This window comes from Streptomyces sp. NPDC059875 (assembly GCF_042731085.1).
GTDB lineage: Bacteria > Actinomycetota > Actinomycetes > Streptomycetales > Streptomycetaceae > Streptomyces.
This window is the reverse complement of sequence record NZ_JBHWJZ010000009.1, coordinates 186,969-209,604: the sequence shown is the minus strand read 5'-3', so window position 1 is coordinate 209,604 and position 22,636 is coordinate 186,969. Positions and strand designations below refer to the sequence as shown.

The 22,636-nt window shown below is 71.9% G+C and carries 13 protein-coding genes; 2 read left to right on the top strand and 11 right to left on the bottom strand.

Features of this window, described 5'->3' with window-relative positions; translation table 11 throughout:
• Positions 1–98: 98 nt before the first annotated feature.
• The 3 genes from ACFV9D_RS14605 to guaA form a co-directional block, all read right to left on the bottom strand.
• The gene (locus ACFV9D_RS14605) at positions 99–1,376 is read right to left on the bottom strand and encodes a hypothetical protein (protein WP_385145260.1); all 1,278 of its coding nucleotides are present in this window, start codon (positions 1,374–1,376) and stop codon (positions 99–101) included.
• 126 nt (positions 1,377–1,502) lie between these two features.
• The gene (locus ACFV9D_RS14600) at positions 1,503–2,291 is read right to left on the bottom strand and encodes a class II aldolase/adducin family protein (protein ID WP_385145258.1); all 789 of its coding nucleotides are present in this window, start codon (positions 2,289–2,291) and stop codon (positions 1,503–1,505) included.
• 160 nt (positions 2,292–2,451) lie between these two features.
• Entirely contained in the window at positions 2,452–4,053 is a 1,602-nt protein-coding gene (gene guaA / locus ACFV9D_RS14595) for a glutamine-hydrolyzing GMP synthase (protein ID WP_385145256.1), read from the bottom strand.
• A gap of 333 nt (positions 4,054–4,386) precedes the next feature.
• Between guaA and ACFV9D_RS14590 the strand changes: the two genes are divergently transcribed.
• Complete coding sequence (locus ACFV9D_RS14590) at positions 4,387–4,677, top strand: chorismate mutase (protein ID WP_385145254.1); 291 nt, start codon at positions 4,387–4,389, stop codon at positions 4,675–4,677.
• A gap of 563 nt (positions 4,678–5,240) precedes the next feature.
• Here the strand turns inward: ACFV9D_RS14590 and ACFV9D_RS14585 are convergent.
• The 7 genes from ACFV9D_RS14585 to ACFV9D_RS14555 all read right to left on the bottom strand — a co-directional run bounded on the left by ACFV9D_RS14585 (position 5,241) and on the right by ACFV9D_RS14555 (position 19,879).
• On the bottom strand, positions 5,241–6,953 hold the full coding sequence (locus tag ACFV9D_RS14585) for a peptidase (protein ID WP_385145252.1): 1,713 nt from the start codon (positions 6,951–6,953) through the stop codon (positions 5,241–5,243).
• Positions 6,954–7,268: 315 nt separating this feature from the next.
• The gene (locus tag ACFV9D_RS14580) at positions 7,269–9,083 is read right to left on the bottom strand and encodes a GMC oxidoreductase (RefSeq protein WP_385145250.1); all 1,815 of its coding nucleotides are present in this window, start codon (positions 9,081–9,083) and stop codon (positions 7,269–7,271) included.
• A 43-nt stretch (positions 9,084–9,126) separates the two neighbouring features.
• Positions 9,127–10,761: a succinic semialdehyde dehydrogenase gene (locus ACFV9D_RS14575; protein WP_385145248.1), complete on the bottom strand. Its 1,635-nt coding sequence runs from the start codon at positions 10,759–10,761 to the stop codon at positions 9,127–9,129.
• Between the two features lie 154 nt (positions 10,762–10,915).
• The gene (locus tag ACFV9D_RS14570; RefSeq protein ID WP_385145246.1) at positions 10,916–12,529 is read right to left on the bottom strand and encodes a protein kinase; all 1,614 of its coding nucleotides are present in this window, start codon (positions 12,527–12,529) and stop codon (positions 10,916–10,918) included.
• A gap of 135 nt (positions 12,530–12,664) precedes the next feature.
• Positions 12,665–15,547: a protein kinase gene (locus ACFV9D_RS14565; RefSeq protein ID WP_385145244.1), complete on the bottom strand. Its 2,883-nt coding sequence runs from the start codon at positions 15,545–15,547 to the stop codon at positions 12,665–12,667.
• 154 nt (positions 15,548–15,701) lie between these two features.
• Positions 15,702–17,906, bottom strand: coding sequence for a protein kinase (locus ACFV9D_RS14560; protein ID WP_385145242.1), 2,205 nt, complete (start codon positions 17,904–17,906; stop codon positions 15,702–15,704).
• Between the two features lie 266 nt (positions 17,907–18,172).
• On the bottom strand, positions 18,173–19,879 hold the full coding sequence (locus tag ACFV9D_RS14555) for a glycerol-3-phosphate dehydrogenase/oxidase (RefSeq protein WP_385145240.1): 1,707 nt from the start codon (positions 19,877–19,879) through the stop codon (positions 18,173–18,175).
• 225 nt (positions 19,880–20,104) lie between these two features.
• Between ACFV9D_RS14555 and ACFV9D_RS14550 the strand changes: the two genes are divergently transcribed.
• Complete coding sequence (locus ACFV9D_RS14550) at positions 20,105–21,346, top strand: nucleotide sugar dehydrogenase (RefSeq protein ID WP_385145238.1); 1,242 nt, start codon at positions 20,105–20,107, stop codon at positions 21,344–21,346.
• Between the two features lie 152 nt (positions 21,347–21,498).
• Here ACFV9D_RS14550 and ACFV9D_RS14545 read toward each other — a convergent pair whose 3' ends face one another.
• The gene (locus ACFV9D_RS14545; RefSeq protein ID WP_385145236.1) at positions 21,499–22,623 is read right to left on the bottom strand and encodes a GuaB3 family IMP dehydrogenase-related protein; all 1,125 of its coding nucleotides are present in this window, start codon (positions 22,621–22,623) and stop codon (positions 21,499–21,501) included.
• Positions 22,624–22,636 lie beyond the last annotated feature (13 nt).

Genomic DNA, 22,636 nt, shown 5'->3' with positions numbered 1-22,636 from the left:
GCCTCTCCGCGCCTCTGTCCGCAGAACCGATTGTCTCCGGACCCCCTGCATGGGGATACGCGAGGAACGCCAGGAGAGTTCAGAGGAGCTCGGTCGGCTCAGTCGACGACGTCGATCGTGACCCGGTTCGTCTCCACACCCGAGGCCGTCACCACCCACACCTCGACCCGCCCCGGCTCCACGTCCACGGGGAGCGGGACGGTCAGGGAGGAGTCCGTCGGGTTGGCGAAGCCGCCGGGGACAGGGACCAGCGGGACGTGTGCGTGGACGGATCCGATGCGCACGACCAGTCGGGTCAACGGGTCGGGGCCGTTCGCGCCGGCCGGGACGAAGCCGGTCCCCCGGATCTCGATGTCGTCGCCCGTACGGATCGGGGCGTCCAGATCGCCCGCCTCGCGGGACCGGACGACGGAGAGGACGGCGGGCCGGCCGCCCTCCACGCACTTCACGGCGAGATAGCCGACCGCCGCGGCCGCGACGAGAAGGACCAGGGACCAGGGCAGACCGGGCAGCCGGTCGGGTTCGCGGCCGAGCCGCACGGCGCCGACGACGAGGGCGGCGGCCGACACCAGGACGTACGCGACGTCGGTGAGGCAGGCCCGCCCGTTGTCGTCGCAGAGGAGGTCGGCGGCGCGGGGGCGGTCGGCGCGGACCTTCTGCAGCCGCTGCCCCACGACGCGTACCCACACGATCCGGCGGGTGGCGACGGCGACCGCCGACGTCAGGGTGAAGAGGGCCAGCAGTCCGGCCCCGTGGGAGATCCGAAGCCCGGTCCGGTCGGCGCCGGTGACCAGGCGCAGGGCCAGGAAGAGCACGGCGTAGACGGCGAAGAGCAGCCAGCCGGCCGCGACCGCGCGGGAGGTGGAGAGCCGGTTGTCCTCGCCGATCAGCGGGGCGAGGACCCCGCCGCGTGCCCGGTGGGCGTGCGCGGCACCGGTCAGCGGCACGGCGAGGAGAAGTGCGGCGACCAGGCCGGCCGTGCGCGCTCCCGTCCATCCCGTGCCGATCGCGGTGAGCGCCTGGCCGAGGAGGAGGGCGAGGACCGCGCCCCACACGGCGCCGAGGGTGGCGCGCCGGACCCGCCGGAGCCAGGCCTCGCCGGCCTCGCGGCCCCGCGCGGCGACGGTCCGGGCCGACTGGGCGAGCTCGTCGGAGACCCACTGCCGGGAGGCCCCCGGCGAGTGCGCGACGGCCGCGGGCACGCCCTGACCTTCGGCGAGCTCGTCCCGCCGGGCGAGGAAGGCGGCGACCGCCCGCCGGTGACCCGCGCGCCCGCCCTGTGCGCACCGCACGTGGTCACCGCACTGTCTCGCCTCTTGCACCGCCACGGCGTTCACTTCCCGATCTTCCCGATCATGCCGATCTTCCCGGCCCATCCGTCAACTGGCCGTTGAGTCCTGGGAATTGTGCCGCACCCAAGAGCCTCTCGGTCGCTCCGAGCGCCCCGCGCGAGAGTGATTGAACCGTCATCACATTGACGTAAGGACAGCTAAGGCCACGTTCTACGACAGCAGTTCGGGTTCCGCGCGGCTGATCCGGCGCCACAGCGGCTGGTAGTTGATCCAGGCCGCGAGATCGGTGCCGAGCTGTTCACGGGTGGCCACCGCCTCACGGTGCCCGATCGGCACGGGCTTGCCCGCGGCCCGCGCGGCCAGCTGCACCTTGGCGCACCGTTCCATCGCGATGAACCACCAGGCGGCCGCGTCGACCGAGGTCCCGACGGTCAACAGCCCGTGATTGCGCAGCACGATCGCCTTGTACGGGCCGAGCCCGGCGGCGATCCGCCGGCCCTCCTCCCGGTCGACGGCGACCCCGGTGTACGCGTCGTAGAGCGCGTGATCCTGGTAGAAGCCGCAGGCCTCCTGCGTGATCGGCTCGATCAGTTCGCCGAGGGCCGCGAGCGCCCGCCCGTAGGTGGAGTGGCTGTGCGCGACGGCGACGACATCGGGCCGTGCCCGGTGCACCTCGGCGTGGACGGCGAAGGCCGCCTGGTTGACAAGTGAGCCGCCCTGCACGACCTGCCCGTCCCCGTTGACCAGCACGAGGTCGCTCGCGGTCAGCCCGTCGAAGGGGGCGCCGAAGGGGTTCACCCAGAAACAGTCGTCGTACTCGGGGTCCCGGGCGGTGACATGACCGGACACGCCCTCCTCGTACCCGAACCGTCCGAAGAGTCTGAGCGCGCCCGCGAGTCTCTGCTTGCGGTACGTCCGCTCCTCCTCGACGGTCGTGTGGACGGGAGGCATCGCGACGTGGAGCTGCTCGACGGGTACGGGTGCCGGTGTCTCGCTCATGCGCGGGAAGGTAACGCCGGGCCGCGCAACTGACCAGAGAGATCACACGCCGAACCCGCCGAACACTCGGAACACTCGGAACACTCGGAACACGACGAAACCGCCGCCCCCGGATGGTGGGGGCGGCGGCTTCACACACGTACGGGAGTCTCCGGAGCGACTACTCCCACTCGATGGTGCCCGGCGGCTTGCTCGTCACGTCGAGCACCACGCGGTTCACATCGGCGACCTCGTTGGTGATCCGGGTCGAGATCTTCGCCAGGACGTCGTACGGCATCCGCGTCCAGTCCGCCGTCATGGCGTCCTCGGAGGAGACGGGGCGCAGCACGATCGGGTGGCCGTAGGTACGGCCGTCGCCCTGCACGCCCACGGAGCGCACATCGGCGAGCAGCACGACCGGGCACTGCCAGATGTCACGGTCGAGACCGGCGGCCGTCAGCTCCTCGCGGGCGATGGCGTCGGCCTCGCGCAGCAGGTCCAGACGTTCCTTGGTGACCTCGCCGACGATGCGGATACCGAGGCCCGGGCCCGGGAAGGGCTGGCGCTGGACGATCTCGTCCGGCAGGCCGAGCTCCTGGCCGACCATGCGGACCTCGTCCTTGAACAGCTGGCGCAGCGGCTCGACGAGCTCGAACTCCAGGTCCTCGGGGAGGCCGCCCACGTTGTGGTGGGACTTGATGTTCGCGGTGCCGGTGCCGCCGCCGGACTCGACGATGTCCGGGTAGAGCGTGCCCTGGACGAGGAAGGCGACGTCCTCGCCGTGGCCCGCCGACTCGGCGACGATCTCGGCCTGCGCCTGCTCGAAGACGCGGATGAACTCGCGACCGATGATCTTCCGCTTCTCCTCGGGGTCGGAGACCCCGGCGAGCGCGGTGAGGAACCGCTCCTGCGCGTCGACGACCTTCAGCTGGACGCCGGTCGCGGCGACGAAGTCCTTCTCGACCTGCTCGGTCTCGTCCTTGCGCATCAGACCGTGGTCGACGTACACGCAGGTGAGCTGCGAGCCGATGGCCTTCTGCACGAGCGCGGCGGCCACGGCGGAGTCGACGCCGCCGGACAGACCGCAGATGGCGCGCTTGGTGCCGACCTGCTCGCGGATGGCCGCGACCTGCTCGTCGATGACGTTGCCGGTGGTCCACGTCGGCTCGATGCCGGCGCCCCGGTAGAGGAAGTGCTCCAGGATCTGCTGGCCGTGCGTGGAGTGCAGCACCTCGGGGTGGTACTGGACGCCGTACAGCTTCTTCTCGTCGTTCTCGAAGGCGGCGACCGGTACGACGTCCGTGGACGCGGTGACGGTGAAGCCCTCGGGGGCGGCGGAGCAGGCGTCGCCGTGCGACATCCACACGGACTGCTCGGTCGGGGTGCCCTCGAAGAGGGTCGATCCGGCCTTGGAGACGTGCAGCGGGGTACGGCCGTACTCACGGGCGCCCGTGTTGTCGACGGTGCCACCGAGGGTGGTCGCCATCAGCTGGAAGCCGTAACACATGCCGAAGACGGGGACGCCGGCCTCGAAGAGCGCGCGGTCGAGGCGCGGGGCACCCTCCGCGTACACGGAGGACGGGCCGCCGGAGAGGATGATCGCCTTCGGGTTCTTGGCCAGCATCTCGGCCACCGGCATGGTGGACGGGACGATCTCGCTGTAGACCCGCGCCTCACGGACGCGTCGGGCGATGAGCTGGGCGTACTGGGCGCCGAAGTCGACAACGAGGACTACGTCCGGGTTGGTGACGTCGGGCGCGGCAGCGGGAGTCGCTGATGACACTACGGCGGCCTTCCGGCGGTAGGGAGGGGTCCCCCGAAGGGGGCTATTTGTCGATTCTACCGGCGCGCCGGGGTCGCTTTTCGTCTCACCATCCGAACCCGGGTTGGCCCGGCTCCCGGGAGGGGGTCCATACTGTCGCCATGCGCAAGCTCACGACCTTCGTCTTTACCTATGGCACCGGCCCGTCCGGCTGCCATGGTCGTGTTGCTTAGCTGACAAGCGACTTCCCAGGCGCCCCGGGCCGACAAGGCCCGGGGCGTTCTGTCGTTTCCGGGCCGTATCGCTCCGGGGCATCCGACGCCGACACCGACGACACCGCAAGGAGCCCCACCCATGACCGCTGTGACGAAGACCGAGAAGACCGGCGCCCGCACCGACGAGGCCGCCGCGCTCATCGGCGACGCTCGCGAGCGCATCGACGCGCTCGACGACCGGATCATCGGGCTGATCCAGGAACGGATGGCCGTCTCGGCCGTGATCCAGGAGGCCCGGATCGGGTCGGGCGGCCGCCGGGTGAACCTGGCGCGCGAGATGGAGGTGCTCGGCCACTACCGGGACGCGCTGGGCAAGCCGGGTACGGCGCTGGCGATGACGATGCTGGAGCTGTGCCGGGGCCGCATCTGACCCCCCAGGGGGCGGGGGTACGGACCTGAGTTCGGTGCCGCTCTCACCCGTACGGCGCGTGACCGGCTCCGGCACGGCTTCGTTGGTCCCGTTGTCCGTGCCAGCCAGGGGCGGGCCCGAAAAATCCACGCGTGGCTTCGCTGGGGCGTGTGACGTACCGCAAGTACGTCGTGGGACCTCGCCCCAGCGCGCGTGACCGGACGGCAGGGGACAGCAGCCCGGTCACCCAGAAAGGGCGGTCGGCCCCGGGGACGCCCGGGACCGCCCGCAACCGGTCCAGACGGATGCCCGGCCGCACCCGTCCAGCACGATGCGAGACACCCCCACACCCCGTGTCCCACCAGCACCTCCACACCCCACGCGGCGCAACCCCCCGGCGCCGCTCCCCCTCGGCACCGCCGCTGCCCTGACACCGGTGCCGACCGCCAAGGGCCCCGTGGCGCGACCGGAATCGCGCCACGGGGCCCTTGCGTACGGATGGGTTCGCGTCACCCCGGCGAACCGTCAGTCCCGGCGAACCGCCGGACCGTCGGCCTCGCCGAACCGTCAGCCTCGCCGAACGGTCAGCCCCGGCGAGCCGCGGCGCGGCGGCGCGTGACGATCACGAAGGCGCCGCCGGCCACGAGGGCCGCGGCCGCCGCCGCACCGGTCAGCATGACCGTGGAGCCGGTCGAGGCCAGGTCGCCCTGCGCGGCCGTGCCGCCACCGGTCGAGGAGGTGCCGTTCGCGGAGCTGCCGCCCGCCGAGGATCCCGCACCGCCCGAGGTGGCCGAGCCGCCGGTGGTGCCCTGCGCGGAACCGCCCTCGGAACCGCCGGTGGCCGCACCGCCCGCCGTACCGCCGTCGGCCTTGCCGTTGAGGACGAGCTTGGCGGTGTTGTTGGCCATGGACGGGTCGAAGTCGAGGGCCGGGTGGCCCTCCGGCCAGTTCTCCACGGCGACGGTGCCCGTCGCGTTCGCGACGACCTTCTCGACCTTCATCTCGAAGGTCAGCGCACGGTCCTCGTTCTCGAAGACGATGTACGACAGGGAGCAGTGGTAGCGGGGCGCACCGAGCTGCTGCTCACGCCACTGGCCGGCCGCGGTGACGCCCCGGCACTCCTCGGGCTTGGCGGTGACCCGCGCACCCTTCGGGATCTCGACGTCGACGTGGCCGATGCTCTCGCCGGAGCGGAGGTAGGCGACCCACGCCGGGCCCTGGTTGCGGAAGCCGACGGTCGCCTTCACCGTCTCGCCCGCGGCGGCCTTCTCGACGGAGGCGCCGTACGCGACGAAGTCCGCGCTGCTCTTGGCGCGGAGCCCCTGCTCCTGCTGGTTGTTCCACGGGTCGAGGTCCATGGTCCGCGCCGCGGCGACCGTCTTCTGCTTCAGCGTGAGGACCGAGCCCGTGCCGGGCGTGAAGGTCTGGGAGCCGCGCTGCGCCGCGCGCTGCTGCGGGGTGTTCTCGGTGACGCGGGCGACGAAGTCCTCGTAGAAGGCGTGCGGTGCGGCCTCGAGGGTCGTCGGCTGGGCGAACTCGTAGACCGCGCCCGGCTCGATGGTGCCGTCCACCTGGCAGATCGTGAGCCGGTACCCCTGGTACTCCCCGTCCTTCGTGGCGTACTCGCAGTTGGAGTACGGCTCCGGGATCCGGAGCCCGTGGGAGGTGAGGAAGCTCACCAGGACGCCGTCCACGGCGGAGGTGCCGTGGTTGGCGATGCTGACGGGAAGCGCCTGGCGCTGACCCGGCGTGATCTCGGCGTCGAGGGCCAGCGGCTTCATCACCAGGTCGGGGCCGCCGACGGTCACCTTGGTGGAGAGGGAGGCGAAGGTCGCGCCCTCCGCCTTGCCGGTGATCTTGATGTCTCCGGCGGCTCCGAGCGTGCTGCCCTTGGCGGCGGTGACCTCGAGCCTGGCGACGGTGCTCAGGCCGGGCCACACGCCGTAGTCGGTGCAGACGCCGGTGGTGCCGGTGATCTTGCACTCGCTCGAACCACTGCCTTCCGCGTCGAAGCGGACATCGGCGACACCGGCGAGGGCGGAGAGGTCGAACGTGTAGGTGACGGTGCCGTCGAAGCGACCGTTCTCCTCGTCCTCTGACGGGTTCTCGACGTCGATGTCGACGGTGGCCGACTGGGGCTCACCGCTCGCCGGGTACGGATGCAGGCCGACCTCGGCGGGGCCCGTCAGGGTGAACTCCGGGTCGGCGGCGTAGGCCGGGCCGACGCCGATGCCGACACCGAGGCCGGCGGCGGCGAAGACCCCTGCCGAGGCGAAGGCAGTGGTAAGGCGTCTCATCTGGGCACCTCTCGTCCGTGTGTGGTGTGCCGCCGGGGATCAGAGCGATCCGGTGGGACCTCGAGGCGGGCGTGGGTCCTGGGGCCTCTGAGATCCACGGGAGGACGGCGGAGGTACAGACCACACGTGTCATCGAAAGGTTGTACGCACCAGCGATGTGACATGGAACACACGAAGAAGTCGGTGATCGGCGTGCAACCAATCCCTCGGGTCGCAGGTCATCTATGCAGCACCACCCAGAAGCTGGAGAGGCGCTGCACTCGGAGGGGGGTGCAGCGCCTCTTCCGTGTCCGGCTCCGGCCAGGACCGATTCCGCTACGACGTCTTCGGCGGGACGGCCGGCATTCCCAGGAACGGCAGCTTCAGCGCGCCGAAGGCGTCCGCCGGGACCGTCGGGGACTTCGGGCCGACCGCCGCGAGCCGCACGTACGCCTCGCCCTGACCCGGTCGCGGGTCCTCCTCGCCCTTGTTCGGCCAGAAGGACATCGCGCGCTCCGCCTGGGCCGTGATCGTCAGCGAGGGGTTGACCCCGAGGTTGGCCGAGACCGCCGCTCCGTCGACGACCGAGATCCCCGGATGCCCGAAGAGACGGTGGTACGGGTCGATGACACCGGACTCGGCGTCGGCGCCGATCGGGCAGCCGCCCAGGAAGTGCGCCGTGAGCGGGGTGCCCATTAGCTCGCCGATGTTGGAGCCGGCGAAGCCGTTGATCTCCTCGGCGAGCAGGGAGGCGGCCCGGGTCGCCTCCGGGATCTGGTTCGGGTTGGGCGCGCCGTGGCCCTGGCGGGCCGTGAGGAGGCCCTTGCCGAGGCCGCCGGGCTTGCGGAAGGTCGTCAGGGAGTTGTCCAGGGACTGCATGACGAGGCCGATGATGGTCCGCTCCGACCAGCGGCGGTTGGAGAGGGACCGGATCGCGAGCGTGGGGTGCTTCGCCATCTGGAGGAGCCAGTTCCGTACCCGGTGCGCGCCGTAGGGCACCTGGAGGACCGTCATGCCACCCATGGCGTTGGAGCCCTTGCCGTAGCGGACCGGCTCGATGTGGGTGTTCTCGTCCGGGTGGATCGAGGAGGTGATCGCGACTCCACGCGTGAAGTCGACCTTCTCCGCGCCGTGCTTCTTGCGGTAGCGCCGGTCGGTGGTCTGCGAGCCGACCAGCGCCTCGGAGTTGGTACGCGTCAGCTCGCCCAGCCGGGCGGAGATCCGGGGCAGCAGCCCGGAGTCCTTCATCCGGTGCAGGAGGGTCTGCGTGCCGTACGTGCCGGCCGCGACGACGACCCGCCGCGCCGTGAACGTACGGCCCTCCCCCTTCTTCTTGTTGTCGGTGGGCAGCGTCTTGACGGCGTACCCGCCGCGCGAGTCCTCGGTGAGGGTGACGACCGAGGTCATCGGGTGGACGACGGCGCCGGCCTTCTCGGCGAGGTAGAGGTAGTTCTCGTTGAGGGTGTTCTTGGCGCCGTGACGGCAGCCCGTCATGCACTCGCCGCATTCGGTGCACGCCTTGCGCGACGGCCCCGCGCCGCCGAAGTACGGGTCGGCGACCTCGGTGCCCGGCTTCGCCTTGGAAGTACCGTCGGCATCGTCCCCGTCCCCGAAGAAGACGCCGACCGGCGCCATGTGGAAGGTGTCGCCGATCCCCATGGCCTGCGCGGTCGCCTTCAGATGGACGTCCGAGGGGGTCGTCGTCGGGTTGAGCCGGACGCCCAGCATCCGCTTGGCCTGGTCGTAGTAGGGCGCCAGCTCCTCCTGCCAGTCCGTGATGTCCTTCCACTGCGGGTCGTTGAAGAACGGCGCGGGCGGTACGTAGAGGGTGTTGGCGTAGTTCAGCGAACCGCCGCCCACGCCCGCCCCCGCCAGCACCATCACGTTGCCCAGCAGGTGGATGCGCTGGATGCCGTAGAGGCCGAGGGTCGGGGCCCAGAGGAAGTTCTTCAGGTCCCAGGAGTTCTTGGGCAGATCGGTACGGGTGAAGCGGCGGCCCGCTTCCAGGACGCCGACCCGGTAGCCCTTCTCGGTCAGACGCAGGGCCGTGACCGAGCCGCCGAAACCGGAGCCGACGACGATGACGTCGTAGTCGTACGCCGAGTCCAGGTCGTCCTCGTCCTGATTCTGGGCAGGGGGTACCGCGGTCATGGCTCTCCTCGTACGAAAAGGGGCGGGAACGGGCAGGCGGACGTCAGCGCAGGCGCAGGGCCTTCATCGCCTTCAGGGACAGGCTCATGAACGCGGCGTACTTCTCGTCGTCCATCCCGAAGGAGGGCGCGAGCGGGATCAGCCGCTGCTGGGCCACGGTCTGGGCCTCGGTGAACTTGAGGATGCCCTCCGAGCCGTGGCGCCGGCCGAGCCCGGAGTCCTTCATGCCGCCCATCGGCGCCTGCACGCTGCCGTAGGCCGGTGCGTACCCCTCGTTGATGTTGACGGTGCCGGTGCGCAGCCGGGCGGCGACGGCGTGGCCGCGGCGCGAGTCCTTCGTCCAGACCGAGGAGTTGAGCCCGTACGGGGTGGCGTTGGCCAGCTCGACGACCTCGTCCTCGTCCTCGAAGCGGTATATGGAGACGACCGGTCCGAAGGTCTCCTCGGTGCAGACGGCCATCGGGGCCTCGACGCCGTCGAGGATGGTCGGCTCGTAGAAGAGCGGGCCGATGTCGGGGCGGGCGACACCGCCGGCGACGAGCTTGGCGCCCTTGGCGACGGCCTCCTCCACGTGCTTCGTGACCGTCTCCAGCTGCCGCTCGCCGACGAGGGAGCCCATGTCGGCGCCGTAGGAGAGGGAGTTGCCGAGGCGCATCGCCTTCGTGCGGGCGGCGAAGCGGGCGACGAAGTCGTCGGCGATCGACTCGTGGACGTACAGCCGCTCGATGGAGATGCAGAGCTGTCCGGCGGAGGAGAAGCAGGCGCGGACCGCGCCGGCGGCCGCCTTCTCGATGTCGGCGTCCTTGAGGACCAGCATGGCGTTCTTGCCGCCGAGCTCGAGGGTGACGCCGACGAGCCGGGCGGCGGCGCCCTGGGCGACCTCGCGGCCGGTACGGGTGGAGCCGGTGAAGGAGACGTAGTCGGCGTGCTTGACGACCTCGGGGCCGACGACCGGTCCCTCGCCTATGACGACCTGGAAGACCTCGGCGGGCAGACCGGCCTCGATGAGCAGGTCACGGGCCCACAGCGCGGTGAGCGCGGTCTCGGTGTCCGGCTTCATCACGACGGCGTTGCCCGAGACGAAGGCGGGCAGCGCGTCACCGACCGACAGCTCCAGGGGGTAGTTCCAGGGGGCGATCTGGCCGACGACACCCCGCGGCTGGCGCAGCTCGGTGACCTTGGTGAGGGTCGGTACGACACCGGTGTGGTGCTTGGGGCGCAGGTAGGAGGGGGCCTTGCGGCCGTAGTGGCGGGCGGCGACGGCGACCGCCTGGACCTCCTCATGGGCGTGCAGCCGGGCCTTGCCGGTCTCCAGCTGGATGAGGTCGAGGACCTCGGCCTGGCGCTCCAGGACCAGGTCGTGGAAGCGGAGCAGCACGGCGGCGCGGGCGCGGACCGGGGTCGCGGCCCACGCGGCCTGGGCGGCGCGGGCGCGGGCGAAGGCCTCGGCGACGTCCTCGGGGGTGGACTCGGGCAGCTCGGCCAGCTTCTCCCCGGTGAAGGGGGTGTGGTTCGCGGTACGGCCGGAGCCGACGACTCCGCGGGTGAGCTGGGCGACCACCTCGGGCGTGACCACGTCGGAGGCGGTGCGGGCACCGGCCGGCGAGGGCGCGAGGGGGTTCGTACCGGGGGTGGTGGTGGCCGTGACCGTGGTGGCGCGTGCCTGCGAGTCCGTCATGAGGGCGAGAGTAGGCCGCATTCCGGTCTTTGGGTACCCGTCGGTAACGCGTTTTCACCGGGTGCGCACAATCGCGCCAGCGATCACTGGCACATCAGCCCTGATCAGGGGCTTACGGCGGCCGGGAGGGCGGTTTCGCGGATTTCCGGCCCGGTCAGTCGCCCGGCGCCCGCCAGTGCTGCAGGACGATGTCGAACTGTTCCCGGGTGGTCTCCCAGCTCGACTCCGGCGAGGCCATGTACAGGGCGTACTCAGTGCCGTCGTCCGTGAAGTACAACTGGTCGATGGCGTGTCTCGGGCCCGGGAATTCCTGCTTCTCGTACCAGGTGAACTCCCACCGGGCGGAGCGGACCTGGTCGCGGTAGGTGTTCTGGTTCAGCTTGATCTTCTTGTACTGGAGCCGCTTCTTCAGCGTCTTCTCCAGGTCCAGCACGTGCATGTACGGATTCTCGAAGTCGGGCGTGGGGTCGATGCTGATCCGGATCCGGTGGCGTCCGTTGTCCGGCGTGTAGTCGATGCTGTCGCCGTCCGTCTGCCGCTTCCAGCCCTTGGGCACCGCCAGGCTGAAACCCTCGGGGTCCTCGACGCGGTGCCAGCCGGCGGGGAGGGCATCCTTGGCCGGCTTCGTCATCTCGGGCTGCGTGCTGTGACCGGCATCCCCGGCCTTGCCGCCGCCGGAGTGGTTCATGGCGGCGAAGACGGCTCCACCGGCGACCAGGCCGGCGAGAACGGCCGCAAGGACCGCCGTACGCCACCGACCGCGGCCCTTGGACTCGGGGAGTCCGGGCCGGGGCACGACGGTGGGGGTGGAGACGGGGGTGGCCGTCGGAGCGGGCGGGTCCTGCGCCGGGAGCTGGGCGGTCGCGGAGACCAGCTCCTCCTGCCCCACCCGCCGCGTCGGTACGTACGCCTGCGCGGCGTCCGGCGTACGGCCCTCCATGGCGTCGAGCAGCATCCGCTCGGCCTCCTCCGCACGCGGCCGGTCCGCCGGGTCCTTGCGGAGCAGCGCGACGATGACGGGGGCCAGCGCGCCCGCCTTGGCGGGGTGCGGCGGCTCCTCGGTCACGACGGCCTGCATGGTGCTGATCGGCGAGGTCCGCCGGAACGGCGAGGTCCCTTCCACCGCCGTGTACAGCGTCGCGCCCAGCGACCAGAGGTCAGAGGCCGGACCGGGGTCCCCGCCCCGTACCCGCTCGGGCGCCAGATAGTCGATGGAGCCGACGAGTTCACCGGTCCGCGTGATCGTCGAGTCGCCCTCGATCGCCGCGATGCCGAAATCGGTGATCAGGACCCGTCCGTCGCGGGCCATCAGCACGTTGCCGGGCTTCACGTCCCGGTGCAGGACGCCCGCCGCGTGCGCGGCGCGCAGGGCACCGAGGACATGGAGTCCGATTCGCGCCGCCTCGCGGGGCTCGATCGTGCCGGCCTCCTTCGCGGCGTCCGCGAGCGAGGGCCCGTCGACGTACTGCATCACGATCCACGGCCGGTCGTCGTGCTCCAGCACGTCGTGCACCGTGACCACACCCGGGTGCGTGATCCTGGCCGCGGCCCGGGCCTCCTTCTGCGTACGGGCATGGAGAACCAGCCGGTCGGCCTCGGCCACGAACAGACCCGCGGTCAACTCCTTGACCGCCACCACCCGGTGCAGGACTTCGTCGTGCGCCCGCCAGACCTTGCCCATGCCGCCACGGCCGATGGTCTCGGCCAACCGGTACCGCCCCGCGAGCAGCAGCCCTGCTGCCGTGTCCGCACTTCGCGAATGTTCCACTGTCCCCCGCCTGTTCCTTCGGATCCCAGGTTACGGAGGGAGGGACGGGGGACGGAACCTCGGGGCTGACAAAGGAACAGCACTGTGACCAGCCCGACGGCATACGTCTGTTTTCAGCCACCCTTGCGCACTGGTTCAGCGGGTGGAGCGGTACGCCTTCACGGCCTGGTCGTAGATCTCCGACACCTTGTCGCGTTCGCTCTCCGGGCCGATGACCTGGACCACGTGGTAGCGGCCCCGGTCGATCAGGGCGAGGTTGCGGACGAAGACCTCGCGTCCTGTGGTGTCCTGCCAGGTGAACTGGCCCACCGCCATGGCCTGCTGCCCCACGTCGATCCGGCGCAGCCCGGAGGCGCTGGACCAGGAGGAGTCCCGCCACGGCTGGAGCTCGCGCTCCTTGGTGCGCTGGTACGCCATCGGGTCGGCGCCGTTGGCCTGAACGGTGTCCCGGCCGGGGACGACGATCAGGGTGAAGTCGCCGCCTGTGTAGCGGACTTGTCCGGCGTCGTTGATCGGGCTGCGCCGCCAGTCCTTGGCGACACCGACCTGGAAGCCCTCCGGGTCCTTGCGCAGGGCGTACCCGGCGGCGAGGGCGGGAGTACTGGGATCGGCGGCCGGCGGGGTCGTCTTCGCCGTACTGGACTCGGGGCTCGGCCGGGCGGGTGGCGCGGACCGGCCGGTGGGCTGCCCCGAGGGGCGCCCGGTGGAACCGCCCTTGGGCTGCGCACCTTCGGAGTCACCGCTCTTGGGCATGAACATCACGGCGTACGCGACCGCACCGGCGAGCAGCAACAGGACGAGGAGCAGGAGCGTACGGCCGAGGGAGCGCGGGGAGCCGGCTCCGCCGGAGGTCCGCGGTGCGCGGGGCGCACGCGGGGCACGCTGCGGGAGCTCCTCGTGGAACTGCTCCTGCCGGAACTCGTGACGCGGGTCCTGACGCCGGTCGTGACTCCGGTCGTGACGTGGGTCGTGCCGTGGCTCGTCGTGGCGGTCGGGGCGTACGCCACGGGGCTCCTTGCCCTTCTTGTGGCGGTGACGGCCACCGGCCGCTCCCCCGCGGCGCCTGCGCACCAGTTCGCCGCGGCGGCGCACGACGGGCAGCCGGGTCGCGTCCGCGGCGGGCAGCGGCACGATCCCCAGGCCGGCCTCGGGCTCCGGGGCGGACCGTACGAGGGAGCGCAACCAGCCGCGCAGCTCCTCGAAGTCGGGGCGCTCGGTGGGGTCCTGGCGCAGCAGGGACTCGACGACCGGGCGCAGCGGCCCGCACTCCTCGGCGAAGGCCGGGGGCTCGGCGCAGACGAGCTGCACGAGCTCGGCGGCGTTCTCCTCGGGGTACGGGGCATGGCCCTGGACCGCGCGGTAGAGCAGCGCGCCGAGCGCCCAGAGGTCGGTGGCGGGACCGATGGGCGGGGCGAGCCGCCAGTTCTCGTGGACCGGTCCGGCCTGTTCGGGTGCCCAGCGTTCGGTGACGGCGCCGACGACCGCGATCCGGGCCTGCCGGGCCCGCTCGCCCGCGAGGCGGGTGGCCGGGCCGCGGTAGGCGCTCGCGGGGCCGCTTCCTTCCGCGGGATCGCCCCAGCCTCCGGAGGCGGCTACGGGTACGGGCTCGGGAGCGGGCGCGGGGGTGTAGCCGGCCGGGAGCGCGGGGAGCGCCGGGCCGGACCCTGTGCTCCGGCCGCGACCGGAGCCGCCGCCCGCCGGGATCGGGCCGGAGCTGTCGCGCGAGGCATGGGGGCCGTCGCTCCAACTGCCGGCGAGCAACGCGCGGGGCGGACCGCTGTCTTCGGTCCCGTACCCGCTCCCGTACCTCTTCCGGTACTCGGTCGGGTACTCGTCGTCGGCGTCGTCCTCGTCCTCGTCGTCCGCGGCCTGGGACCACCACTGGGGCTCCGGGCCGAGACCCTGCGCGGGCGTGGAGGGCGCGGGCAGCCGGGGGTGGGGAAGGGAACGGTCAGATGCGGCTTCGGGCCCGACATCGGGCACGGAGCCGGAGCCGGGTGCGGTGCCGGCGTCGTAGCCGGTGCGGGGTGCGGTGCCGTTGTCGGCGTCGTAGTCGGGTGCGGTGCCGGCGTCGTAGCCAGTGCGGGGTGCGGTGCCGAGGTCGGGTCCGGTGTCGGAGCCGGTGTCGGCGTCGTAACCGGTGTCGGGGGTCGGGCGCTGCACCGGGACGGCCCCCGTGTCGCCGATCCGCGCCGCCGCTCGCGCTCCCGCCCGATAGGCGGCGATGGCGCCCGCACGGGCCGCCCGTACGTCCGCGGCCGGGCTCACCGCCGGCGCGCCGGACGTGCCGGCAGCTCCCGGCAGTTCGGGTCGCGACCCCGCCCCGATCTCCGTACGCCCGCGCGCCCCCGGCACGGCCGTCCCCGGCCCGGATTCCTCCTCTGTGGAGGGCAGCCCGGCTCCGGGTCGCCGCTCGTCCTCCTCGGCGGACGGCACCGGTGCGTAGCCGCACAGCGCCTCCTCCGCCGCACCCGCGGCGAGGCCGGTCAGCATCACGCGACCGTCGTCGCAGACGAGCACGGTCCGGGTGGTGATGTTCCGGTGGGTCCAGCCGTGCGCGTGCAGGGCGCGCAGCGCGGTCAGGACGTCGGAGCCGATCTCGGCCGCGCGGTACGGGCTGAGCGGGCGCTCGGCGAGGAGCGCGGCCAGTGGCTTGGCCGGCACCAGTTCACTCACTATCCACAGCGAACCGGCCTCCGCGAACACGTCGAAGACCTGGTCGAGGCGCGGGTGGTCCGGGATCTGCGCGGCGGCCTGGGCCGCCTCGACGGCGCGCCGCACCGCCGGGTCGGCCGGCCTGCGGGTCGCACCGGCCCGGCCGCGGTCCGGCCGGTAGCCGGACCCGTCGGCCTCGACGAACTCGGCGTCGACCACCTCCGGCAACGGCACCTGCCGGACCCGGACTTCCTGCCCGCTGTAGGTGTCGAAGGCGCGCGTCTCCACGAGCTCGTGCGGGTCCGAGGGAGAAAGGGGCAGGCGATAGCGGTCGGCGAGCACCCTTCCCGCATAGTCGTCCACGACGCCTCCCCACCGAGCGCGCTGTCCCCCGATTCCCACCGACGCCATGGTTCCCATGGATCGTGCGAAACCGTCAATTCCGGTCCGGTCCCGTACAGTTAACGGCTCTTTCGGCTGCGTACGGTCCGCGACCTCTCACGATACGTGGCGCCGGTCAATCCTTGGGGCTGAACGTGGCGAACGCCGTGTCCCGCAGCGTCTTGCACGCGGGGGCGTCCCACTCGTCGGCCTTGCAGCTGACCATGATCGAGTAGCCGCGCGTGGCGTCCACCTTGAAGCCGCGGTTCAGTATCCGGACCCGCATGCCCTTCTCGGTGCGCTCGAACTCCCAGTCGGCGACGGTCGGATATCCCTTGTACGAGACGGTCTTGATGCCGATGTGCCGGTATCCGTTACTGCTGGCGGAGACCCCGGCCACGGCCGCGGCCCACGCGCTCTCCGCGTCGTCCTTCGGATTGCTGTTGAAGTCGACCTGGACGCGGGGGTATCCGCCGTCGGCGTTGAATATCCCGCCCGAGTTCCGGCCCGCGATGGCGTTGAGCCGGAAGGAGGCCGGCATCGCCATCGTGAAGTGGAAGCGGTCGTTGCTCACCATCGTGTAGCCGGCGGGCAGCTGCGTGCCGCCCGTTCCGGGCGCGTCGGTGTCCGGCTTCCCGGAGGGCGTACCGCTCTGCTCGCCCGAGCCCGAGCCGGAGCCCGAGCTGCCGGGCTGCTCACCGCCCTGCTGGCCGGGGTTGCTCGGCGTCGTGCCCTGGTCCTGGCCGTCGCCGTTCCCGGCCGTGGCACCGGCCGAGGTCGCCTTGTCCCCGCCGCCCTTGCCGCCGCCCTTGGCGTCCGCGCCGTCCTCGCCGCCGTTCAGCGCGACGGCCAGGATCGTGCCGAGGAGGGCCAGGACCACGACCGCGGCGATGATCACCAGGGTCCGGCGCGGCACGACGTCGGTGAGCGAGGCCCGCGGCTGCGCCGGCCGGTTCCCACCCTGCAGCGGTTCCGGCTTCGGCTTGGCCTTCTGGTCGGGCTTCGCCGCTGCGGCCGCGTTCCGTACGGACTTCAGAGCCCCGCGCACGCGTTCGGCCGCGTCGCCGGCCTTCTCCTTCGTACCGGAGGAGGGGAACGGCGGCGTGGGCGGAACCGGCGGCAGCGGCACCACCCGGGTGGCCTCCGGCGACGGCTCGGGCTCGACCGCCGGGACGGGTGCGTCGAGCACGGCCCTGAGCAGCGCCCGCGCGCCCGCGTCGTCGAGCCGCTGGGCGGGGTCCTTGGCGAGCAGGCCGTAGATGACCTTCTCCAGGAGCGGCCCCGCGTTCTTCGGCGGGTCGACGGGCTCGGTCATCACGGCGGTGAGCGTCGCGATGGCGGAGCCCTTGTCGTACGGCGGGCTGCCCTCGACGCTCGCGTACAGCAGTCCGCCCAGCGACCACATGTCGGCGGCGGGGCCGGGCTTGTGGCCACGGGCCCGCTCGGGCGAGATGTAGGAGGGTGCGCCGACGAGCATGCCGGTGGAGGTGATCGACGGGTCGCCCTCGACCTGGGCGATGCCGAAGTCGGTGAGGACGACCCGGCCGTCCTCGGCGATGAGCACGTTGGACGGCTTCACGTCACGGTGCAGGATGCCCTCGCGGTGCGCGGAGCGCAGCACGTCGAGGATCGCGAGGCCGACCTCGGCGGCGCGGTGCGGCGTGAGCGTGCCGTCCTCGCGCACGGCGTCGGCGAGGGACTTGCCCTCGACGAGCTCCATGACGATCCAGGGCCGGTCGTCCTCGTCGACGACGTCGTAGACGGTCACGGCGCCGTTGTTACGGATCCGGGCGATGGCCTTCGCCTCGCGCAGGGTCCGGGTGATGAGGCGTCGCTTCTCTTCCTCGTCGATGCTGTTGGGGAAGCGCAGCTCCTTGACGGCGACCGTCCGACCGAGGGTCTCGTCGACCGCGCGCCACACCGTGCCCATGCCGCCACGCCCGAGCACCGCGCCCAGCCGGTACCGCCCGGACAGCAGACGCCCCTCGGCCGTCGCCACCCCGGACCGCCCCGTCCCCGTGGACTTCTTGAGCGCCGGCGCGGCGTCCTTGGGTGCCGTCTCCTTGGGCTCCGCGTCCTTCGGCTCCGCGCCCTTCGACGCCTCGTCCTTGGGCGCGGCGTCCTTGGGCGCCTCGCCGCCGGGCTTCGGGCCGGACTCGGCCCCCGCACCGTCCATCGCGGTGGCGTCGGCCGCCGGGGCCGATTCCTTGCCGGACTTCACGTCCGGCTCCGCCTCACGTGCCGCTGGAACCACACCTCGGTCGCCGTCGGTTCCGGCACCCGCTGCGGCCTCCCGCCGAGGGTCCCGCGCCGTGTCCCGCGACTGCTCCGCCTCCGACATGCGTCCCCTCTGCGATCCCTGATCTCCGCCCGCGTCCGCCGCTTCCGCGCGATGCGGTAACCCGCCCTGGAAGAGAGCTCATTGTCTCTCACCCAGCGACCGATGCCGATCCCGGGTCCGCACTCCGAGAGGACGGCCCCCGAGGAAAGCGCTCCCACCATGGCACCCGACGCCGGGGCACCCCTCTCGGGTTCCCCGTCCGTACCAACAGGATGCCGCAACCCTCCCTCAACGGGCCCCGTCGGAGAACCACTTCGGCCGGCGCGTCAGATCGGGACGATGTCCGGGGCTCCGAGCCGGGCCGCGTCCGCCGTCAGGTCGTCCGGCTGCCGCTGCGACTCGCGCTCCGCCTCCACCCGCTTGTCGTAATGCTCCACCTCCTTCTCGATCTGGTTCTCGTCCCAGCCGAGCACCGGCGCCATCAGCTCCGCGCACTCCCGCGCGCTGCGCGTCCCCCGGTCGAAGGTCTCGATCGAGATCCGCGTGCGCCGGGTCAGTACGTCGTCCAGGTGCCGGGCCCCCTCGTGCGAGGCCGCGTAGACGACCTCGGCGCGCAGATAGTCCTCCGCACCCGTCAGCGGTTCGGCGAGACCCGGGTCGGCGGCGATGAGCTCCAGGATCTCCTCCGTCAGCGACCCGTACCGGTTGAGCAGATGCTCGACGCGCACGACATGGAGGCCGGTCCGCGCGGCGATCCTGGCCCGCGCGTTCCACAGCGCCTTGTACCCCTCGGCGCCCAGGAGCGGGATGTCCTCGGTGACGCAGGCCGCGACCCGCTGGTCGAGCGCGTGCACGGCCTCGTCCACGGCGTCCTTCGCCATCACGCGGTAGGTGGTGTATTTGCCGCCGGCCACTACGACGAGGCCGGGCACCGGATGCGCGACGGTGTGCTCGCGCGACAGCTTGCTCGTGGCGTCCGACTCGCCGGCCAGCAGGGGCCGCAGCCCCGCGTAGACCCCCTGGACGTCGTCCCGGGTGAGGGGCACCGCCAGGACGCTGTTCACATGCTCGAGGAGATAGTCGATGTCGGCGCTGGACGCGGCCGGATGAGCCTTGTCCAGGTCCCAGTCGGTGTCCGTGGTGCCCACGATCCAGTGCCGTCCCCACGGGATCACGAACAGCACGGACTTCTCCGTCCGCAGGATCAGTCCGGTATTCGAGTGAATCCGGTCCTTGGGCACCACCAGATGGATGCCCTTCGACGCCCGTACATGGAACTGCCCCCGCTCCCCGATGAGCGCCTGGGTGTCGTCCGTCCACACCCCGGTCGCGTTCACGATCTGCTTGGCCCGGATCTCGTACTCCCCGCCCGCCTCCACGTCCTGGACGCGCGCGCCGACGACCCGCTCGCCCTCGCGGAGGAAGCCGATCACCCGCGCCCGGCTGGCGACGTTCGCGCCGTAACTCGCGGCCGTGCGGACCAGCGTGGCGACGAAGCGGGCGTCGTCCATCTGGGCGTCGTAGTACTGCAAGGCCCCGACCAGAGAGTCCCTCTTCAGACAGGGCGCCACCCGCAGGGCGTTCTTCCGGGAGAGATGGCGGTGGACCGGCAGTCCGCGGCCGTGTCCCGAGGAGACCGACATCGCGTCGTACAGCGCGACGCCCGAGCCCGCGTAGAGCCGCTCCCAGCCCTTGTGCTGCAAGGGGTAGAGGAAGGGCACCGGCTTCACCAGATGGGGTGCGAGCCGCTCCAGGAGCAGGCCGCGCTCCTTCAGGGCCTCCCTCACCAGCGCGAAGTCCAGCATCTCGAGATATCGCAGGCCGCCGTGGATCAGCTTGCTCGACCGGCTGGACGTGCCGGACGCCCAGTCGCGCGCCTCCACGAGGCCGGTGGCCAGCCCTCTCGTGGCCGCGTCGAGGGCGGTCCCGGCGCCGACCACTCCGGCGCCCACGACCAGCACGTCCAGTTCGCGCTCGGCCATCGCCGCGAGCGCTTCGGCGCGCTCGGCGGGTCCCAGTGTCGCTGTCCTCACCGCTGCCTCCCGTCGTCCCCCCGCGTGGTCGGGCTCACAGACTCGATTCTGTCCCGGCCTTCCGACTTCAGCCACCGCCTGTGGATAACACTCGGCGACCTTCAGCCCCACAATGCCGCGTATCGGTCATATTTACGCCTAGTCTGACATTGCGCTCACCCCGTTCTGTCCACCGGGGTTGCGCGTCTCGTCCCCTCCGGCTACTGGGAAGGACGGCCCACCCTCATGCCCGCTGATCTCGCCGTCATCGGCCTCGGCCACCTCGGACTCCCCCTCGCCCAGGCCGCGATCGCCGCCGGCATCGACACCATCGGCTACGACACCGACCCACGACCCGTCGCCGAACTCGCCGCCGGCCGACCGCCCGTCGACGGCTCGCTCACCGCGTCGGAGATCCGCCGGATGCTCTCGGGGGGCTTCCGGCCCACGACCAACCCCGCCGAACTCGGCCGGGTCCGCACGGCCGTCATCTGCGCCCCGACGCCGCTCGGCCCCGACCGCACGCTCGACCTCACCGCCGTCGCCGACGCCGCCCGCGCGCTCGCGGCCAGGCTGCGCCCCCACACGACGGTCCTGCTGGAGTCACCCGTCCACCCCGGCACCACCGAAGGAGTGCTCCGCGACCTCCTCGAGGAGGGCTCGGGGCTGCGCGCGGGCCGCGACTTCCACCTCGCCTACTCCCCAAGCCGCCTCGACCCCGGCAACCGCGCCCACGGCTTCGCCGGTACCCCCAAGGTCATCGGGGGCCTCACCCCCGCCTGCACCGAGTCCGCCGCCGCCTTCTACGGCCGGCTCACCGACAAGGTGGTACGCGCGCGTGGCCCGCGCGAGGCCGAGACCGTCAAGCTGCTGGAGACCAACTTCCGGCACGTCAACATCGCCCTCGTCAACGAGATGGCGGTGCTCTGCCACGAACTCGGCGTCGATCTGTGGGACGTCATCCGCTGCGCCGAGACCAAGCCCTTCGGCTTCCAGGCCTTCCGCCCCGGCCCCGGCGTGGGCGGCCACGGCGTCCCCGTCGACACCATCGGCACCCACCGCCCGCTCCGCATGGTCGAACTGGCCGGCCAGGTCAATGAACGGATGCCTCAGTACGTCATCCAGCGCTGCGCGACCCTCCTCAACGAGCACGGCAAGTCGGCCCGCGGCGCCCGGGTCCTTCTGCTCGGCATCACGTACAAACCTGATCTCGCCGACCGCGAGAGCTCACCCGCCGACGAGATCGCCCGCCGTCTGATGGACCTGGGCGCGGTGGTCAGCTACCACGACCCGCACGTCCCGGACTGGCGCGTCCGCGACCTCCCGGTCCCCCGCGCCGACTCCCTCTACGAGGCCGCCGCCCACGCCGACCTGACGGTCCTTCTGCAACCCCACCGCACCTACGACCTCCAAGGCCTGGCGGTGAAGGCCCAACTCCTCCTGGACACCCGCGGCGCCACCCCGGCGGGCGCGGCCCACCGCCTCTGAAATCCGCCGGCGACCCCGCCCGCACACGACAGGGGCCCCGCACCACCCGGTGCGGGGCCCCTGTCGGTACGCGACGCAATTCCGTACGCGACGCAGATCCGTGCGCGACGGAAATCCCTACGCGACGAAGATCCGTGCGCGACGGTGAAACGTCAGCGCTTGTGCTGCGCGTCCGCGACCGTGACCTCGACGCGCTGGAACTCCTTGAGCTCGCTGTAGCCCGTCGTCGCCATCGCGCGGCGCAGGGCGCCGAAGAAGTTCATCGAGCCGTCCGGGGTGTGCGACGGGCCCGCGAGGATCTCCTCGGTCGTGCCGACGATGCCCAGGTCGACCAGCTTGCCGCGCGGGACGTCCTCGTGGACGGCCTCCATGCCCCAGTGGTGGCCCTTGCCCGGCGCGTCCGTGGCGCGGGCCAGCGGGGAGCCGATCATGACCGAGTCGGCGCCGCAGGCGATCGCCTTCGGCAGGTCGCCGGACCAGCCCACGCCGCCGTCGGCGATGACGTGCACGTACCGGCCGCCGGACTCGTCCATGTAGTCGCGGCGGGCCGCGGCCACGTCGGCGACTGCGGTCGCCATCGGGACCTGGATGCCGAGCACGTTGCGCGTGGTGTGCGCCGCGCCGCCGCCGAAGCCGACCAGGACACCCGCGGCGCCGGTGCGCATCAGGTGCAGGGCCGCGGTGTACGTGGCGCAGCCGCCGACGATGACCGGGACGTCGAGCTCGTAGATGAACTGCTTGAGGTTCAGCGGCTCGGCCGCGCCCGAGACGTGCTCGGCGGAGACCGTCGTGCCGCGGATGACGAAGATGTCCACGCCGGCGTCGACGACGGCCTTGGAGAACTGCGCGGTGCGCTGCGGGGAGAGCGCGGCGGCGGTCACGACGCCCGAGTCGCGCACCTCCTTGATGCGCTGCCCGATCAGCTCCTCCTTGATCGGAGCGGCGTAGATCTCCTGCAGACGGCGGGTCGCGGTCGCCTCGTCCAGCTCCGCGATCTCGTCGAGCAGCGGCTGCGGGTCCTCGTACCGGGTCCACAGGCCCTCGAGGTTCAGCACGCCGAGGCCGCCCAGCTCACCGATGCGGATCGCGGTCTGCGGCGATACGACCGAGTCCATGGGAGCGGCCAGGAACGGAAGCTCGAAGCGGTAGGCATCGATCTGCCAGGCGATCGAGACCTCCTTCGGGTCCCGGGTGCGCCGGCTCGGTACGACGGCGATGTCGTCGAACGCGTACGCCCTGCGGCCGCGCTTGCCGCGCCCGATCTCGATCTCAGTCACGATGTGTGGCCTT

Coding starts and splice junctions, on each gene's coding strand:
- ACFV9D_RS14550 (WP_385145238.1), top strand. CDS start 20,105: ATGCCCGCTGATCTCGCCGTCATCGGCCTCGGCCACCTCGGACTCCCC.
- ACFV9D_RS14575 (WP_385145248.1), bottom strand. CDS start 10,761: ATGACGGACTCGCAGGCACGCGCCACCACGGTCACGGCCACCACCACC.
- ACFV9D_RS14560 (WP_385145242.1), bottom strand. CDS start 17,906: ATGTCGGAGGCGGAGCAGTCGCGGGACACGGCGCGGGACCCTCGGCGG.
- ACFV9D_RS14585 (WP_385145252.1), bottom strand. CDS start 6,953: ATGAGACGCCTTACCACTGCCTTCGCCTCGGCAGGGGTCTTCGCCGCC.
- ACFV9D_RS14600 (WP_385145258.1), bottom strand. CDS start 2,291: ATGAGCGAGACACCGGCACCCGTACCCGTCGAGCAGCTCCACGTCGCG.
- ACFV9D_RS14605 (WP_385145260.1), bottom strand. CDS start 1,376: ATGGGCCGGGAAGATCGGCATGATCGGGAAGATCGGGAAGTGAACGCC.
- ACFV9D_RS14590 (WP_385145254.1), top strand. CDS start 4,387: ATGACCGCTGTGACGAAGACCGAGAAGACCGGCGCCCGCACCGACGAG.
- ACFV9D_RS14580 (WP_385145250.1), bottom strand. CDS start 9,083: ATGACCGCGGTACCCCCTGCCCAGAATCAGGACGAGGACGACCTGGAC.